The organism is Priestia sp. FSL P4-0332 (assembly GCF_038005845.1).
Lineage (GTDB): Bacteria > Bacillota > Bacilli > Bacillales > Bacillaceae_H > Priestia.
Map to the genome: position 1 here is coordinate 4,421,444 of NZ_JBBOUA010000001.1, position 17,450 is coordinate 4,438,893.

Sequence of the window (17,450 nt, forward strand, 5' to 3'; positions counted from 1 at the left end):
AACCCCCTTTCATCTCATGTTTATGAGAAAGGGGGTTAATGTATCACATCTATTTATCGTTTATATTTACGTTGTTTCGATTTTGGCGGCCCTAGAATTTCGGACCATATCACTCCTTGAACAGCTTCTTTACGAGAAATGGGCTTGAAAACGTTTTTCTCACCCGTAATTTTTGGTTTGTCAACTGTGATTTTCTTTTGAATAGACGGTTCATGATACGAACGATTTTTTAGCTCTTCCAATTTTTCTTGCAAAGGATTTGTTTCTGCTGAAGGAACAGTTTCTGGCTCCATACGAGCTGTTTTCGGCTCTTCTTTGACAGGTCGATATCTAGGTCTTTCCCGCCTTGAAGGATTGTTTACAGGAGGCATAGGAGCTCTTTTAGAACGCTGCTGTTCTTCCTCTTTTGACTGAGCCATAAAACGCTGCACAACGTTAAAAATAATCCCTCCAATGATGACAAAAATGAAAGCATTATTAATAATTAGTTTAATAAGCGTTTCAACGATATTCATTAGGAGAAAACCTCCTTGTTAAGCTGATTCATTATTTCTCATCGTCTTCTTTAGACATTTTTCCAATTGAATCACGCATATCCGTATCAGCAGTCAAGTTTTGAATATTCATATAATCCATGACGCCAATATTGCCAGAGCGCAGTGCTTCTGCCATCGCTAACGGTACTTCTGCTTCTGCTTCTACTACTTTTGCGCGCATTTCTTCTACTTTTGCACGCATTTCTTGTTCTTGAGCAACGGCCATAGCACGACGTTCTTCGGCTTTTGCTTGCGCAATATTTTTATCTGCTTCCGCTTGGTCTGTTTGAAGAACTGCCCCAATATTTTTACCAATATCGATGTCAGCAATATCAATGGATAAGATTTCAAACGCTGTTCCTGAATCCAGTCCTTTTCCTAACACCGTTTGAGAAATCATATCGGGATTTTCCAATACTTTTTTGTGATCTTTTTGCGAACCGATTGTAGAAACAATCCCCTCGCCAACACGGGCAATAATCGTTTCTTCTCCAGCTCCCCCTACTAGTCGATCAATGTTTGCACGAACAGTAATTCGAGCTTTTGCTTTGACTTCGATTCCATCCATAGCCACCCCTGCAATAAAAGGTGTTTCAATAACTTTTGGATTAACGCTCATTTGTACAGCTTCTAGCACATCACGGCCCGCTAAGTCGATAGCTGCTCCGCGCTCAAATGTTAACTCAATATTTGCTCGGTGCGCTGCAATCAACGCATTTACCACGCGGTCAACGTTACCGCCTGCTAAATAGTGGCTTTCTAATTGATTAATGGTAATACCTAAACCTGCTTTACTTGCTTTAATTAACGGGTTCACAACGCGAGATGGTATCACTCGACGAAGTCTCATTCCGACCAGTGTGAAAATACTAATACGAACGCCTGCTGCTAATGCTGAAATCCATAGCATAATCGGTACAAAAGTGAAAAAAACAGCTAAAGCAATAATTGCTAGACCAATAACTACAAAAAACAATACGCTACCTACTTCCATTAATTAAGGTCCTCCTTTTTCAAAGGCTCTGTAAGCTTCCGCACCACAACCCTTGATCCCTCTACTTTTATAATATTTACTAACACATCTTTGTCTAAATATCCGCCTTCAGTGACTACATCCACATACTCTTCATCGATGAGCACGGTACCTGAAGGACGCAGCGGTGTTGTTGTTTTACCTTGTTTTCCTATTAATTCATAACGATTTTGATTCGACACGTATCCAGATTCAGTATTAAGTGAATCATTAAGCACCATTTTTTTGAAAGGTGTAAGCTTTCTTTTAAAAAATTTCATCATCACAAACGCACCTCCCAGTGCCACCACTATTGCAATTACAAGAGAAATTCCCATTTCGACATTATTATCTGTTGACATAAAAAAACTTAAAATGATAGCTCCAAGTCCTAGTAGTCCTAAAACTCCGCCTGGTACTACAATCTCTAACAGAAGCAATATAATTCCTGCTATAAATAAAACGAGCGCTTCCATGCCAGCTAATCCTGCTACCATATGACCATAGAAAAATAAAAGAAGTGAAGCTATTCCAATAGAGCCCGCAATACCAAATGAAGGCGTAAACAATTCAATTACAATTCCTAAAGCACCAATGGATAATAAAATGGGAACAACAAGCGGATGGGTAAGAAAACGAGCAATTTGTTCACTTACACTCATTTTTGCATACGTCAGTTTAGCATCTTCATAGCCAAGTACGCTTAGGAGATCGTCTAAATTTTTTACAGTCCCTTCTGAATAACCAACTTGCTCGGCTTGCTTCGGAGTGAGCGTCAACAATTCGTTTCCTTTTAAGTTGAGCTCAGGTATTACCATCTTGGTATTTGCCATCGCTTCTGCATATTTAGGGTTTCGGTTATTTTGTTCTGCTGCGCTCTTCATAGCCGATAACCAGTAGGACTGAGCTTTTTTTCCTGCGGCATTTCCGTGTTGGTCAATCACTGCTGCCGATCCCATTGTAGAACCGGGTGTCATATAAATTTGATCCGCGTTAAGTGCAATATACGCTCCGGCTGATAATGCTTTTTTATCGACAAAAGCAGCGGTAGGGATAGGTGTTGAGGTTAAACTTTTAGCTATTTCAGAAGCTGCATCTACAGCTCCTCCAGGAGTATCTATGTCCAATATAATCAAATCTGCACCGTCATTTTCCGCATCTTCAATGGATCTGTTTAGAAAAGAAAGCAGTCCATTTTCTACCGTTTTATTTACAGGAATAACGTGTACGCGCTTCACGTCAGCGGTGCTAATAGTGGGGAATAACCCAGTGGCTAAGATAAGAAAGCACACGAAAGAAAATAAGGTTTTCACCGAATACACTTCCCTCCTTCCATAGATAGTATGAGCATGTATCTGTATATACGAATAACTTTAACAATAGTTTCAAATTTTTTAAAATTTATCTATTTTATACTTCGCACCAGAAAAACAAAACATACGTTCGATTATTATCCATATAAAAAACACCTTACACAAGGTAAGGTGTTTTTTATGATAAGTGTTGAAGGACAAGCTTATTAACAAGAGAGCCATCCGCTTTGCCTTTTACTTTCGGCATAAGCGCTCCCATAACTTTCCCCATATCAGCTTTAGAGGAAGACTGCGTTTCTTCAATCGTCGTTTTAATAATTTCAGATAACTCTTCTTCAGTTAGCTGTTTAGGAGCGTAAACTTCTAAAACCGCTAATTCAGAATGAATTTTATCAACAAGATCTTGACGACCTGCTTTCTCAAATTCATGGAGGGAGTCTTTACGTTGTTTGAATTCGCGAGAAATAACCGTCAACTCGTCTGCTTCAGTTAGGTCGGTTCCTAACTTAATGGCTTCGTTTTGAAGAGATGCTTTGACCATACGAATGACCCCAAGCTTCTCTTTCTCTTTGTTTTTCATCGCTTGTTTCATATCACTATTTAAACGCTCGAGAAGACTCATAAATCCACCCTCTTATTAGAACTTGCGTTTTCTAGCAGCTTCAGATTTCTTCTTACGCTTTACGCTAGGCTTTTCATAGAATTCGCGCTTTCTTGCTTCTTGTAACGTACCAGTTTTTGAAACTGAACGTTTGAAGCGACGAAGAGCATCTTCAAGCGATTCGTTTTTACGAACAACTGTTCTTGACATTCTAATTCCCTCCCTCCGAACAAAACCACTAACATCATAATGAAATGACATGTTAGACATGTCTTTTGCAATTATAATATAATGATTCCTTAAGGTCAACCGCTTTACATAAAGTAATGCAGTTATTCCCCCTTTATTTTATGAACTTTCTTGATAAAACATTACTCGTTCAGCTTTTTTACACGTATGAAAAAAGCTGCGTATACACGCAGCTTTCCAATAAGTGTTATGAACTCATTTTCACCTGATCTTGAAGATGAACCTCATCTAGCACGCGAACAAACTCACCTTCATTATAAGGATATCCAGCTTTTGAAATTTTCACTTTTACAAGCTTTCCAACCATTTCTTCAGACGCTTTAAACACAACCTTTAAGTAGTTATCAGTATATCCTACATATAAACCACTTTCAGGATCTTCTTTATATTTTTCTTCCGGAATTACTTCTAGTACTTCTCCTTCAAACGTTGAAGCATATTCTTTTGCCAATTGATTTGAAAGTTCGATTAAACGATGCACACGTTCATTTTTCACTTCTTCATCAATTTGGTCGGTCATACGAGCTGCTGGCGTACCTGTACGTTTAGAATACGGGAATACGTGAAGCTCTGAAAAACCGTGCTCTTTAATAAAGTTGTACGTCTCCATAAACTCTTCTTCTGTTTCACCTGGGAAGCCAACAATAACATCTGATGTAATCGCTAATCCAGGAAGAGCTTCTTTCAGACGGTTTAAGCGCTCACCAAAGAACTCCATTGTATACTTACGACGCATGCGCTTCAATACCGTATTTGAACCTGATTGAAGAGGAATATGCAAATGACGTACAACCATTTCTGATTGATCTAGTACCTCAATCACTTCGTCTGTAATTTGACTTGCTTCAATTGACGAAATACGAATGCGTTTTAATCCTTTTACTTGAGACTCTAAATCACGAAGAAGCTGGGCAAGATTGTAATCTTTCATGTCTTCTCCGTATCCGCCAGTGTGAATACCTGTTAACACGATTTCTTTATAGCCCGCATCCACTAGCTGCTGTGCTTGTGCTACTACTTCTTTAGGATCACGAGATCGCATTAAACCGCGCGCCCATGGAATAATACAGAATGTACAGAAGTTGTTACAGCCTTCTTGAATCTTTAACGAAGCACGCGTACGGTCTGTAAAAGCCGGTACATCTAGCTCTTCATATACGCGTGTTTTCATAATGTTTCCTACGCCGTTAATCGGTTGACGCTCTTTTTTAAATTGTTCAATATAATCAAGCATCTTAACGCGATCTTGTGTACCTACTACGATATCAACACCAGGAATGGCCATAATTTCAGCTGGCGAAGTTTGAGCATAACACCCAGTTACACAAATAACCGCATCTGGATTTTTTCGCACAGCTCTGCGAATAACTTGACGGCTTTTTTTATCTCCTGTATTTGTTACCGTACATGTATTAATTACATATACATCGGCAGTTTGTTCATATTCAACACGCTCATAGCCTTGGCCTTTGAACAATTGCCAAATTGCTTCTGTTTCATAGTGATTTACTTTACACCCTAGCGTGTGAAAAGCAACTGTTGACATAATCGTCACCTCATTAACTCAGTTTGATAAGATATAGCAGACAGCGCATATAAAGGAGCTGTTTCTGCCCGTAAAATTCGCGGACCAAATCCGCTTATTGTAAATTCATTTTCTTCTAATACTTCTACTTCCTGCTCGCTCAAACCACCCTCTGGACCTACAACCACAAGCACGGAATTACCGGGTTTTAAAGCCGAAAGAACAGCGTGCAGATGAGATGTTTCTCCTTGCTTTGCTCTTTCTTCATAGGCTACAACTTTATGAGTATAGTCACCGCTAATTTCTACTAGTTTTTTAAAAGAAATTGGGGCTTCTACTGCTGGTACAATCGTACGATGAGATTGTTCTGCAGCCTCTTTAGCAATCTTGTTCCAGCGATCTAATTTTTTTTGACTCTTTTTATCATCCCATTTAACAACTGAACGAGCCGCAATAAAAGGGATAAACTTATATGCCCCAAGTTCTGTCCCTTTTTGGATAATAAGCTCGAGCTTATCCCCTTTAGGCAGACCGTTCACAATTGTAACATGGACTGGAAGCTCTTTTTCTTCGCTTATCCATTCTATAATAGATGCTTTCACTTCGTTAGCGGAAATATTTTCAATTTCACACAAAGCAGCTTGCCCCTGTTCATTACAGGCAATAAACTGTGATCCTTCATTCATTCTCATGACGCGTGAGATATGATGGGCATCATCCTGGGTCACTATGACACTTTGCTCTTGAAATTGATCATTTGGCAGAAAATAACGTTGCATCTTGACACCTTCTCACTTGTTAAGCTTGTTTTTGCGCAATAATTGCTACCCAGTCTTCCATAAGCGTTACTTCTTGAATAACAAAGCCCGCTCCCGTTAACGCTTTTTTGACATCTTCTTTTTTCGCACTAATAATACCTGATGTAATGAACATGCCTCCTGGCTTTAATACCTTTGCAGCATCGTCTACAAAACGTACGATTACTTCAGCTAGAATATTCGCCACAACAATGTCAACCGGTCCTTCTATACCTTGCAACAAGTTGTTTTGACCTACTGTTACGACGTTCCCAACTTGATTCAGTTCAATATTTTCGCCAGCAGAACGTACGGCTACTTCATCAAGGTCTAGAGCTTGTACATTACTTGCTCCTAACAGAGCTGCGCCAATGCTTAGCACTCCTGAACCTGTACCCACGTCAATAACAGTATCTCCTGCTTTCACTGTTCTTTCCAATGCTTGAAGAGACATAACCGTCGTTGGATGCGTACCTGTCCCAAAAGCCATTCCGGGATCAAGCTCGATAATCAATTCATCTGTGCTTACTTTTTCATAGTTTTCCCAAGTTGGTACAATCGTAAAACGCTCTGAAATTTTCACGGGATGGTAATATTTTTTCCAAGCAGTGGCCCACTCTTCCTCGTTCACTTCACTGATCGTAACTTTGTTAGCTCCTAAATCAAAGTCGTAAACAAGCAGTCCATTAATTTCTTTTTTGATACCATCCACAGTTTCTGCTAAAAAGCTGTTAACTGGAAGATATGCTTTAATCACTACACCTTCTTCTGGGTAGTCTTCTACGTTTAAATCGTAGATTTCACCAAAAGTTGTATCTCTGTCCTTCACTAAATCAGCAGGGTCTTCAATGACTACCCCGCTAGCTCCTGATTCATGTAAAATATGAGAGATAGGTTCAATTGCTTCTTGCGCTGTATGAATACAAATTTCAGACCATTTCATTGCTACCAACTTCATCCTTTCTGCCTTCAGTAATATAGGATTTTAAATATGAACATGACAGATGACAGGTTGGCAAAGTACCTTTACCAACCTGTCTCTGTTTACTATGAAAGACAATTATTCTCCTTTAATTGCTCGTTTTACTTTTGCAAAAAAGGAATCATGCTGCTCATCAACGGCTTCTTGACCGCTCAGTTCAGCGAACTCACGCAATAATTGTTTTTGTTTTTCTGATATTTTTGTTGGAGTTACAACTCGAACGTGAATATGCTGATCTCCTTGACCATATCCTCGTACGTTTGCCACACCTTTTCCTTTTAAACGGAATTTCGTTCCCGTTTGTGTACCAGCAGGAATCTTCAGCTTCACCTTGCCGTGTAGAGTTGGTACTTCTACTTCATCACCTAGCGCTGCCTGAGCAAACGTTAAAGGCATTTCGCAGTAGATATCGTCTCCATCACGTTCAAAGAATTCATGAGTGCGCACGTGGAACACTACGTATAAATCTCCCGGAGGACCACCATTTACCCCTGGTTCTCCTTGAGCACTTACGCGCAGCTGTTGACCATCATCTACACCAGCTGGAATTTTAACATTAATTTTACGTCGTTTTGTTACTTTACCGTCACCGTGGCACGTTGCACATTTGTCTTTAATGATTTTTCCCGTACCATTACAATGATGACACGCACGTCGATTTACCACGCGGCCAAACGGCGTGTTTTGTTCAACGTTTAACTGACCTGAACCATTACAGTGCGAACATGTATCGACTTTTGTTCCAGGTTTTGCACCTGAACCGTGACATGTCTCACACGTTTCTTCACGTGGAATTTCAATTGTTGTTTCTTTTCCGAAAACAGCTTCTTCAAAAGAAAGTGTCATCGTGTATTGTAAATCGGCACCTTGTCTCGGAGCATTAGGGTCACGTCTGCGACCACCACCACCAAAGATCGAGCTGAAAATATCTTCAAAGCCGAAGCCGCCAAAGTCTGAGCCGCCTCCACCAAAGCCGCCAAAGCCTTGATTTGGATCAGTATGACCAAATTGATCGTATTGTGCTTTTTTTTGGTCATCACTCAATACTTCATATGCTTCTTTTACTTCTTTAAATTTGTCAGCAGCATCTTCCGCTTTGTTAATATCTGGATGATATTGTTTAGAAAGCTTGCGGTATGCTTTTTTTATTTCATCTTTTGTAGCGCTCTTACTGATACCGAGTACTTCATAGTAATCTCGCTTACTCATCAATACTCACTCCCGAATCGTTTCACATAAACGTAATTGTATCATTATTAATAATTCCATAGCAACATAAAAGTTACTTTCTATTGCTCTCGTGCACGCAGAGAGCCAAGTGAAAAACTTTCCTTTTCGCTTTTCCACGTTAAAAAAGTCAAAGCCAAGAAATAAGCTTGACTTTGACTTTTTAAAAAGATGTGAATCGCACCATGGCGTCATTCACGTTAGTCGTCAAGATGCATTATTTTTTGTCGTCGTTTACTTCTTCAAACTCTGCATCTACAACATCATCATTTTGAGCGCCTTGTTCACCTGCTTGCTGAGCTTGTTGAGCTTGCTCATACAATTTTACAGTTAACGCTTGAACGATTTCTTGAAGTTCATCTTTTTTCGCTTTGATTTCTTCAAGGTCATTCTTTTCAATCGCTGCTTTTAAAGCATCTTTTGCTTCGTTAGCTTTTGTTACTTCAGCTTCTTCTACTTTTCCTTCAAGATCTTTTAATGTTTTTTCAGTTGTAAACACTAATTGATCTGCTTCATTGCGTAGTTCCACTTCTTCTTTACGTTGCTTATCAGCATCTGCGTTTTCTTCCGCTTCTTTTACCATGCGATCGATTTCATCATCTGATAAACCTGTTGAAGATTTAATTGTAATAGCTTGCTCTTTGTTTGTACCTAAATCTTTTGCACGAACGTTTACGATACCATTTTTGTCAATATCGAATGACACTTCGATTTGAGGTACTCCGCGTGGTGCAGGTGGAATATCAGTTAACTGGAAACGACCTAGCGTTTTGTTGTCTGCAGACATTGGACGCTCACCTTGAAGAACATGAATATCTACAGCTGTTTGGCTATCTGCAGCCGTTGAGAATACTTGTGATTTACTTGTTGGAATCGTCGTATTACGCTCAATTAGCTTTGTAAATACGCCACCCATTGTTTCGATACCTAGTGATAAAGGCGTTACGTCTAGTAATACAACGTCTTTTACATCACCAGTTAATACGCCACCTTGAATTGCTGCACCAAGTGCAACTACTTCATCAGGGTTTACACCTTTGTGAGGATCTTGACCAGTTTCTTTTTTGATTGCATCTTGTACCGCTGGGATACGAGTTGAACCACCAACTAAGATTACTTTATCAAGTTCGCTTGCAGAAAGGCCTGCATCTTTTAAAGCTTGACGCACAGGAGCCATTGTACGCTCTACAAGGCCTGCTGATAACTCGTCAAATTTAGCACGTGATAAAGATACCTCTAAGTGAAGAGGACCAGCTTCTCCAGCAGTGATAAATGGTAAAGAAATTTGTGTAGATGTTACGCCTGATAAATCTTTTTTCGCTTTTTCAGCCGCATCTTTTAAACGTTGAAGCGCCATTTTATCTTTGCTTAAATCCACGCCGTTTTCTTTTTTGAATTCAGCGACTAAATAGTCGATGATTACTTGGTCAAAGTCGTCACCACCAAGGCGGTTGTCACCTGCAGTTGCGCGAACTTCAAATACGCCGTCGCCAAGTTCTAGAATAGATACGTCAAACGTACCGCCACCAAGGTCATAAACTAAAACTGTTTGATCTTCATCTGTTTTTTCTAATCCGTATGCAAGTGCTGCTGCAGTAGGCTCGTTAATAATACGCTCTACTTCTAAACCAGCAATTTTACCAGCATCTTTTGTTGCTTGACGCTCAGCATCATTAAAGTAAGCAGGAACTGTGATAACAGCTTTTGTTACAGGCTCACCTAAATACTCTTCAGCATAACCTTTTAAATGTTGAAGAATGATAGCTGACATTTCTTGAGGCGTGTATTGCTTGCCTTCAGCTTCAACCTTATGGTCTGTACCCATATGACGTTTAACTGAAATAATTGTGTTAGGGTTTGTAATAGCTTGACGTTTCGCTACTTCCCCAACTTGACGCTCACCGTTTTTGAATGCCACAACTGATGGCGTTGTACGGTTTCCTTCTGGATTTGGAATTACTTTTGGTTCGCCGCCTTCTAATACAGCGACACAAGAGTTAGTTGTACCTAAATCGATACCAATGATCTTACTCATTGACAATGACCTCCTTCATAATATGTAGTGTTATTGATTCACTTTAACCATCGCAGGGCGGATGATTTTATCTTTTAATTTGTAACCTTTTTGAAGCTCCTCTACTACCGTGTTCGGTTCGTATTCATCGTCTTCTACTTGCATCACTGCTTGATGCTCGTATGGATCGAATGTTTTCCCGACTGATTCAATTGCTTCAACACCTTCTTTTTGAAGTGCCTCTACTAATTGACGGTATACCATTTCTACACCTTGCAGCACAGATTTAGTTTGCTCGTCCGCTGTGTTAACTTGTAATGCACGTTCAAAGTTATCAAGTGCTGGTAAAATATCCGAAACTAATGATTGAGCACGGTATTTTTGAGCAGCTTCTGCATCGAGACGTGAACGACGACGGAAATTATCGAAATCAGCTTGTAGACGTAAGTAGCGATTCTCTTCTTCTTCAAGCTGTTGCTTTAATTGATCATTTTCTTGTTGAAGAGGGTTTACTTCCTCAGACACTTCAGCTTCAGTTGCTTCAGCAGAGTCTGTTTGAACTTCTTCAACCACTTCTTCGTTTTGTTCTTCTACTTGCTTTTCGTTTGACAATTCATTCACCTCCCTTAAATGTTTACACACATTTTCACATTTTAAACAACGTTTTTTATTTTATCACAGGGAAAGGATGGAAGTAATATATTCCACCCGATTCCTTTATTCTTTATACAAGTTTGTTAATACTTGAGACATATCTGATGAAAGCAGTGTAAGCAAACTAATCACACGCGCATATTCCATGCGGGTCGGTCCCAGTATAGCAATTGTGCCAAGCTGTTCGTGACCAAAGGAATAACTAGCTGTAATTAAGCTGCACCCTACCATTTCATTCAATTTATTTTCATGACCAATTTTCACATGTATGCCAGCCTCATTTGGGCTTAACAGCTTATAAAACTGCTGTTCATGTTCAATAATATTAAACAGCCCGCGAATTTTATTAAGGTCATGAAATTCCGGCTGAGCAAACATATTCGTTTTGCCGCCAACTACTAATTTGCCATTCATGTTGAGCTTTAATGCATCATTGAGTATATCCATCGTCTGCTCATACCCTTGAATATGGCTTTTTAAGAGCGTCGCTACTTCTTTGTACATTTTATCATGTAAATCAGTAATGCGAACGCCGATGAGCTTTTCGTTTAAAATGTTAACCATTTTTTCAATATCGGAAGGTTGAATACTGCTCGGCAGCGTAATCGTCCGACTTTCAACGTGTCCTGTATCGGTCACAATAATGGCAACAGCTGACTGAGCCGTTAAAGGTAAAATCTGCAGCTGTTTTAACTTATGGCTGACCGCTTTTGGTCCTAGCACAATAGACGTTAAACTCGTTAAATCAGATAAAATTTGTGCTGACTTTTGAACGAGCTGCTCCAGTTCTACAATGCGTTCAGCGAATACCGAACGTACCGTGGAAACGTCGCTTGCTTTCAAGTGCTGCGGGGACACTAGATGATCAACATAATAACGATAACCTTTCTCAGACGGAACGCGCCCTGAAGAAGTATGAGTTTTTTCAATAAATCCAAGTTCTTCTAGGTCTGACATCTCATTCCGAATCGTAGCCGAACTAAAATTAAACTCTTCTTTCTTAGATAATGTTCGAGAGCCTACCGGCTGCGCAGATCGAATGAAATCATCAATAATGACTTGTAAAATTAATAACTGTCGATCAGTAAGCACGCTTCATCACCTCTGTTAGCACTCTAAAACTCTGAGTGCTAAATCTAATAATAAATTACCAAATCACTATAGCGATGTCAACGATTTGATATTAGATTATCCCAATAAAGGCTTGAAAAACTTCATTCCCCAAAAATCGACCATTGTGTGTTAAAAAGACTGAGCTATTGTCTTCACCCAAAAGTCCTTTCTCTTTGTATTCTTGAATAGGTTCTCCAAATACATCTTTTAATTCTCGATTGAATTTTTTCTTAAACTCCTCTTTTGAGACTCCTTTCGTTTTACGAAGGCCCAAAAACATTTCTTCTTCCATTTTTTCAGCCTCGGTCACGCTCACTTCATTGAGATATGCATTTCCTTTTTGCTCGACTGAATCAATGTACTTTTTTAATGGTCCAATATTTGCTCGTCTTATTCCGTCTATATAGCTATGTGCGCCTGCGCCAATTCCGTAATAATCGTCGTTGTTCCAATATGTTAGATTATGAATACTCTCGTAGCCTGGCTTTGCGAAATTACTGATTTCGTATTGATGAAAACCTTGTTTGTCCATTTCTTTCATAAGCAGCTCATACATAGCTGCTTCTTCTTCTTGAGCAGGCAGGGGTAGCTTTCCTTTATTCATTAAATTATAAAATACCGTTTTAGGTTCAATAATCAACGAATAGGCAGACATATGCTCTACCTCTAATGAAAAAGCCGTTTGAAGCGTAGAAGAAAAATCAGCTACCGTTTGTTCCGGCAGGCTATAAATTAAGTCTAAGCTTATATTCGACATTCCAATCTTTCTCGCTTGTTCAACACAATCAAATACCTGTCTATTTGAATGCACACGTCCAATTTTCTCCAATAATCTTTCATTAAACGTTTGTACACCAATGCTTAAACGATTCACGCCATAGTCATGGAGAAGCTGAAGCTTTTCTTTTGTCAATTCATTCGGATTCGCTTCAAATGTAAACTCACCTTTTTCGTCATAAGGGAGGTACATACGAATGGATTCTAAAAAATACTCTAGCTGCTGTTCATCTAAGGCTGTAGGCGTCCCACCCCCAACGAATATCGTGTTTAAATTGGTCGTTGGATAATGTTCAACTGCTTGTTTCATTTCTTCTCGCATGCTTTCCAAATACGGCATAACAGGCTGATTTTTGAAAAACACTTTATTAAAGTCACAATAGTGACAAATATGATGACAAAACGGGATGTGCAGATATGCTGCCTTCACCATGGACTTCCACCTCAATCACATTTATAAATGATAAAAATACCGCAGAGTCTCTCTGCGGTATTTTTATCTATGTTCGTTCACACTCATTTACAGCGCTCAAAGCTCTTTACTATCGTATCAGATTAGCTTGATTTTCAAAACTAATTTGACATGTTAAATAATAGAATTTCAGCTATTAATCTTCATCCATGCGAAGAACAGCCATGAATGCTTCCTGCGGTACTTCAACAGAACCGACCTGCTTCATACGTTTTTTACCTTCTTTTTGTTTTTCAAGAAGTTTACGTTTACGAGAGATATCTCCTCCGTAACATTTTGCTAAAACGTTTTTACGAATGGCTTTAATTGTTGAACGCGCGACAATTTTTTGACCGATTGCCGCTTGAATCGGCACTTCGAACTGTTGACGTGGAATAAGCTCTTTAAGCTTTTCTACAATGACTTTACCACGATCGTAAGCTGAATCTCTGTGCACGATAAAGGACAGTGCATCGACCGTTTCGCCGTTTAAAAGAATATCCATCTTCACAAGCTTCGAAGGCTGATATCCGATAAGTTCGTAATCAAACGACGCGTAGCCTTTTGTATTTGATTTTAATTGATCAAAGAAATCATATACAATTTCAGCTAGCGGAATTTCGTATACAATACTCACGCGATTAGCATCCAAGTACTGCATATCAATAAAGTTGCCTCGCTTCTTCTGACAAAGCTCCATCACAGCACCAACATAATCGTTTGGTACCATCATCGTTGCTTTCACATACGGTTCTTCTACGCGTTCAATCTTTTGTGGGTCCGGCATATTAGACGGGTTATCTACAGACAGATGAGTCTCGTCTGTTAAATACACGTCATAAATAACGCTTGGAGCTGTTGTAATTAAATCAATTTTAAATTCGCGCTCAATACGCTCTTGGATAATTTCCATGTGAAGCAACCCTAAGAATCCACATCGGAAACCAAACCCTAAGGCCTGAGACGTCTCTGGTTCAAACTGAAGTGCAGAGTCATTTAGCTCTAACTTTTCTAGTGCTTCACGAAGATCGTTATACTTCGCTGTATCAATTGGATACAGTCCGCAGTATACCATTGGATTCAGACGACGATAACCAGGAAGAGGTTCACTGGCTCCATTTTTAGCAAGAGTAATCGTGTCCCCTACTCGCGTATCTCCAACGTTTTTAATAGCTGCTGTTAAAAATCCTACGTCGCCAACAGAAAGTTCATCTTTAGCAACGGCTTTTGGCGTTAACACACCTAGCTCCGTTACCTCAAACTCTTTTCCTGTTGCCATCATTTTAATTTTGTCGCCTACTTTTACTCGTCCTTGTACGATACGAATAGATGCAACTACACCTCGGTATGCATCATAAAATGAATCAAAGATTAGTGCTTGAAGCGGTGCGTCTGGATCCCCTTCAGGAGCAGGAACTTTTTCAACAATTTGTTCTAAAATTTCTTCGATACCAATTCCTGCTTTAGCTGAAGCTAATACAGCTTCCGACGCATCTAACCCAATTACGTCTTCAACTTCTTGACGCACTCGCTCTGGCTCTGCACTCGGCAGGTCAATCTTATTAATGACAGGTAAAATTTCAAGGTTGTTATCAAGCGCTAAATATACGTTTGCTAGTGTTTGAGCTTCAATACCTTGAGCTGCATCTACTACTAGAATAGCACCTTCACACGCGGCTAAACTTCGCGACACTTCATATGTAAAATCGACGTGTCCCGGTGTATCAATTAGATGAAAAGTATACTCTTCTCCATCTTTTGCTTTGTATTGAAGCTGCACAGCATTTAATTTAATGGTAATTCCACGTTCACGTTCTAAATCCATCGAATCTAAAAGCTGAGCTTTCATTTCTCGCTGTGTTAACGCATTTGTTTTTTCTAAAATACGGTCTGCTAATGTTGACTTACCGTGGTCTATATGAGCAATAATCGAAAAGTTTCTGATTTTCGATTGTCGTTTCAATCTTGCTTCTCTATCCATATTTTTTTCACTCCTACTGAAAATCGGCAAAATACACTAAATTAAATTATAACAACACATTCGTCAACATTCAATAAGCATTCCATTGGGGATTTTTCCATACAAAAAAGCAGAAAGAGATTCTGCTTTTAATTAAGAAGATGATGGATAGCCTTAAAAGCTTTTCCTATTGTACTTTTCACGCCTTCCGCTAGACTTTGACCTAGCGAGGAGAAAAAGTTAAAAGCCTTTCGTTTTTCTAGAAACTGCTGTTTTTCATCAATGTTCACGACTTTTTTTGAACCTAAAACAGCAGCTTCCACCTGACCATCTGATGTTTTAGACACATTAATAACATGTTCAATCGAAGGATCATTATATCCCTTCATTTTAATCAACCCTTGCTGAGCCGTCTGCATCCCTAAAAATACGACGCACAGTAAAAAAATGGTTAGCACTACTGATTTTAAAGTAAATTTAATCATATTATTAGGCCCCTTACTTCTTTATCTTCTGTAGTACTAACCATTATGACTATATTGTGAAGAACTCATTCACCTAAAAGCGTATTAATGAGTATATGCCCCAAAGTTCTCTTGATCCACTTCATGATGCAAAGCAGCGTTAAGTCCTCCTGCAACTACATTAGCCATATCTTCAATAAACATATCCACTTCTTTTGGCGTAACCATCAAATTATGGCCTAAAGGTGCAAGCACTTCATGAATAAGACGTCTTTTTTCTTCATCTGGAAGGGTGCCAATCATACCGAGATACGTTTGACGCTGCTCTTCATTGGGTAAGTCATCCTCCGTGAGCTTCTTTTTTTCTCCAAACGTCATACCGGACGGAAGCAGCGACTTAGACGGCTTTCCCTGCTCTTTCATTTCTCGGCCGAAATGTTTTAAGATAAAGTCAATTGTATCGCTTGTAATGGAAACAGCATCCACTACCGTTGGAATACCTATTGCAATAACTGGAATGCCAAGTGTTTCATAACTGATTTCTTTGCGCTTGTTTCCAACCCCAGACCCCGGATGAATACCTGAATCTGAAATTTGAATGGTAGCATTTACCCGTTCAATCGAACGAGCGGCAAGCGCATCGATTGCAATGATAAAATCTGGATTCACTTTCTTTACAACGCCAAAGATAATATCACTTGTCTCAATACCCGTCATTCCCATTACTCCCGGAACAATGGCGCTAACGGGTCTAAAGCCATCTTGCACGCTTTCAGGCTGTAGCTCAAACAAATGTCTTGTAATCAACAAATTATCTACTGCCTTTGGTCCAAGCGCATCTGGTGTAACACTTAAGTTTCCAAGACCCACTACAAGACAGCTAGCATCATCTGGAATGTTGAGGCTTTTAATAAAAAAATTCAGCTCTTTAGCAAATACTTCTTCCATGGCCTCTTGCTTTTCAGTATCCTGCTCGCGAATGCCTACCGATTCAAGGGTTACATATCGGCCTTTTTTCTTACCGATTGCTTCTGCGCCCTCTTCCGTAATTTCTACCATTGAGATTTTGACACCTTGTTCTTCTTTTTCTTTTACAATTACGCCTTTGATTTCTGACTGGTTATTCGGTTTAGGCTGATTTTCTAACGCTATGTCTTTTGCTTCGACAGCTAAATCCGTGCGCACGCTATATTGACTTAAATCAAGTTCTTTTTCCATTTCTTAACCTCCTAGACAATCTTTGTTGAAATTATTGTCACCGAGGACTGGCAGATTCATGCATTTAAGAAATGAAAAGTGGAAGGAAGGGCGCAATATCAGCTACAAGCTTTTAAAGAGAGCTCTGTCATATAAAATTCCTTGTCAAGGCTATTGCATTCTGTCCTTGTGTTTGATAAAATATCTTTTGTTCTTATTGTGAAGAATGTCGAGTTCTATATAATCTCGATTGTTATCATTTCGGGAGGTGAAACGGATGCCAAACATTAAATCAGCTATCAAACGTGTAAAAACTACTGAAGCTCGCCGTGCTCATAACATTCAAGCTAAATCAGCTATGCGTACTGCAATCAAAAACTTTGAAGCTTTAGTTGAAAACAACGATGTAGATAACGCAAAAGCAGCATTTGCTGTTGCTTCTAAAAAATTAGACAAAGCTGCACAATCTGGTATTATCCACAAAAATGCTGCAGCTCGTCAAAAATCTCGCTTAGCAGTAAAACTTAACGGTTTATCTGCATAATTGAGACAAAAACGATCCCATTAGGATCGTTTTT

General features: G+C 39.3%; 17 protein-coding genes. 1 reads left to right on the forward strand and 16 read right to left on the reverse strand.

Features of this window, described 5'->3' with window-relative positions; all coding sequences use genetic code 11:
* Positions 1-53: 53 nt before the first annotated feature.
* The 16 genes from MKY06_RS23220 to gpr all read right to left on the reverse strand — a co-directional run bounded on the left by MKY06_RS23220 (position 54) and on the right by gpr (position 16,893).
* Complete coding sequence (locus tag MKY06_RS23220) at positions 54-515, reverse strand: hypothetical protein (protein ID WP_013059233.1); 462 nt, start codon at positions 513-515, stop codon at positions 54-56.
* Positions 516-546: 31 nt separating this feature from the next.
* Entirely contained in the window at positions 547-1,530 is a 984-nt protein-coding gene (gene floA / locus MKY06_RS23225; protein WP_013059234.1) for a flotillin-like protein FloA, read from the reverse strand.
* Positions 1,530-2,861, reverse strand: coding sequence for an NfeD family protein (locus MKY06_RS23230; protein ID WP_057274040.1), 1,332 nt, complete (start codon positions 2,859-2,861; stop codon positions 1,530-1,532). The genes floA and MKY06_RS23230 overlap by 1 nt, the downstream gene beginning before the upstream one ends.
* Positions 2,862-3,039: 178 nt before the next feature.
* The gene (locus tag MKY06_RS23235; RefSeq protein WP_013059236.1) at positions 3,040-3,483 is read right to left on the reverse strand and encodes a GatB/YqeY domain-containing protein; all 444 of its coding nucleotides are present in this window, start codon (positions 3,481-3,483) and stop codon (positions 3,040-3,042) included.
* A gap of 15 nt (positions 3,484-3,498) precedes the next feature.
* Positions 3,499-3,672 (reverse strand): 30S ribosomal protein S21, encoded by a 174-nt coding sequence (rpsU, locus tag MKY06_RS23240; protein WP_013059237.1) that lies wholly within the window; start codon positions 3,670-3,672, stop codon positions 3,499-3,501.
* Positions 3,673-3,898: 226 nt separating this feature from the next.
* Positions 3,899-5,257: a tRNA (N(6)-L-threonylcarbamoyladenosine(37)-C(2))-methylthiotransferase MtaB gene (mtaB, locus tag MKY06_RS23245; RefSeq protein WP_013059238.1), complete on the reverse strand. Its 1,359-nt coding sequence runs from the start codon at positions 5,255-5,257 to the stop codon at positions 3,899-3,901.
* A 5-nt stretch (positions 5,258-5,262) separates the two neighbouring features.
* Entirely contained in the window at positions 5,263-6,015 is a 753-nt protein-coding gene (locus MKY06_RS23250; RefSeq protein WP_289919402.1) for a 16S rRNA (uracil(1498)-N(3))-methyltransferase, read from the reverse strand.
* Between the two features lie 19 nt (positions 6,016-6,034).
* A complete protein-coding gene (gene prmA, locus MKY06_RS23255) occupies positions 6,035-6,976 on the reverse strand; it encodes a 50S ribosomal protein L11 methyltransferase (protein WP_013059240.1) in 942 nt (313 codons plus the stop codon).
* Positions 6,977-7,093: 117 nt separating this feature from the next.
* A complete protein-coding gene (gene dnaJ / locus MKY06_RS23260) occupies positions 7,094-8,224 on the reverse strand; it encodes a molecular chaperone DnaJ (RefSeq protein ID WP_013059241.1) in 1,131 nt (376 codons plus the stop codon).
* A gap of 235 nt (positions 8,225-8,459) precedes the next feature.
* Positions 8,460-10,277: a molecular chaperone DnaK gene (gene dnaK, locus MKY06_RS23265; protein ID WP_013059242.1), complete on the reverse strand. Its 1,818-nt coding sequence runs from the start codon at positions 10,275-10,277 to the stop codon at positions 8,460-8,462.
* Between the two features lie 30 nt (positions 10,278-10,307).
* Positions 10,308-10,868 carry a nucleotide exchange factor GrpE gene (gene grpE, locus MKY06_RS23270; RefSeq protein ID WP_013059243.1) on the reverse strand — a complete coding sequence of 187 codons (561 nt, stop codon included), beginning with the start codon at positions 10,866-10,868 and terminating at the stop codon, positions 10,308-10,310.
* Positions 10,869-10,973: 105 nt separating this feature from the next.
* The gene (gene hrcA / locus MKY06_RS23275) at positions 10,974-12,002 is read right to left on the reverse strand and encodes a heat-inducible transcriptional repressor HrcA (protein WP_013059244.1); all 1,029 of its coding nucleotides are present in this window, start codon (positions 12,000-12,002) and stop codon (positions 10,974-10,976) included.
* Positions 12,003-12,093: 91 nt separating this feature from the next.
* The gene (hemW, locus tag MKY06_RS23280; protein ID WP_013059245.1) at positions 12,094-13,233 is read right to left on the reverse strand and encodes a radical SAM family heme chaperone HemW; all 1,140 of its coding nucleotides are present in this window, start codon (positions 13,231-13,233) and stop codon (positions 12,094-12,096) included.
* A gap of 175 nt (positions 13,234-13,408) precedes the next feature.
* A complete protein-coding gene (gene lepA / locus MKY06_RS23285; protein WP_013059246.1) occupies positions 13,409-15,232 on the reverse strand; it encodes a translation elongation factor 4 in 1,824 nt (607 codons plus the stop codon).
* A gap of 128 nt (positions 15,233-15,360) precedes the next feature.
* Positions 15,361-15,696 carry a DUF3679 domain-containing protein gene (locus MKY06_RS23290; protein WP_014458177.1) on the reverse strand — a complete coding sequence of 112 codons (336 nt, stop codon included), beginning with the start codon at positions 15,694-15,696 and terminating at the stop codon, positions 15,361-15,363.
* Between the two features lie 84 nt (positions 15,697-15,780).
* Positions 15,781-16,893, reverse strand: a complete 1,113-nt coding sequence (gene gpr, locus MKY06_RS23295) for a GPR endopeptidase (protein WP_013059248.1) — start codon at positions 16,891-16,893, stop codon at positions 15,781-15,783.
* Positions 16,894-17,149: 256 nt separating this feature from the next.
* Here gpr and rpsT point away from each other — a divergent pair, with 256 nt between their 5' ends.
* Positions 17,150-17,416, forward strand: a complete 267-nt coding sequence (gene rpsT, locus MKY06_RS23300; protein WP_013059249.1) for a 30S ribosomal protein S20 — start codon at positions 17,150-17,152, stop codon at positions 17,414-17,416.
* Positions 17,417-17,450 lie beyond the last annotated feature (34 nt).

Excerpts from the sequence above, each read along its gene's own strand:
- MKY06_RS23220 (WP_013059233.1), bottom strand. The coding sequence starts at position 515 with ATGAATATCGTTGAAACGCTTATTAAACTAATTATTAATAATGCTTTC.
- floA (WP_013059234.1), bottom strand. The coding sequence starts at position 1,530 with ATGGAAGTAGGTAGCGTATTGTTTTTTGTAGTTATTGGTCTAGCAATT.
- MKY06_RS23235 (WP_013059236.1), bottom strand. The coding sequence starts at position 3,483 with ATGAGTCTTCTCGAGCGTTTAAATAGTGATATGAAACAAGCGATGAAA.
- rpsU (WP_013059237.1), bottom strand. The coding sequence starts at position 3,672 with ATGTCAAGAACAGTTGTTCGTAAAAACGAATCGCTTGAAGATGCTCTT.
- mtaB (WP_013059238.1), bottom strand. The coding sequence starts at position 5,257 with ATGTCAACAGTTGCTTTTCACACGCTAGGGTGTAAAGTAAATCACTAT.
- MKY06_RS23250 (WP_289919402.1), bottom strand. The coding sequence starts at position 6,015 with ATGCAACGTTATTTTCTGCCAAATGATCAATTTCAAGAGCAAAGTGTC.
- prmA (WP_013059240.1), bottom strand. The coding sequence starts at position 6,976 with ATGAAATGGTCTGAAATTTGTATTCATACAGCGCAAGAAGCAATTGAA.
- dnaJ (WP_013059241.1), bottom strand. The coding sequence starts at position 8,224 with ATGAGTAAGCGAGATTACTATGAAGTACTCGGTATCAGTAAGAGCGCT.
- dnaK (WP_013059242.1), bottom strand. The coding sequence starts at position 10,277 with ATGAGTAAGATCATTGGTATCGATTTAGGTACAACTAACTCTTGTGTC.
- hemW (WP_013059245.1), bottom strand. The coding sequence starts at position 13,233 with ATGGTGAAGGCAGCATATCTGCACATCCCGTTTTGTCATCATATTTGT.
- lepA (WP_013059246.1), bottom strand. The coding sequence starts at position 15,232 with ATGGATAGAGAAGCAAGATTGAAACGACAATCGAAAATCAGAAACTTT.
- MKY06_RS23290 (WP_014458177.1), bottom strand. The coding sequence starts at position 15,696 with ATGATTAAATTTACTTTAAAATCAGTAGTGCTAACCATTTTTTTACTG.
- gpr (WP_013059248.1), bottom strand. The coding sequence starts at position 16,893 with ATGGAAAAAGAACTTGATTTAAGTCAATATAGCGTGCGCACGGATTTA.
- rpsT (WP_013059249.1), top strand. The coding sequence starts at position 17,150 with ATGCCAAACATTAAATCAGCTATCAAACGTGTAAAAACTACTGAAGCT.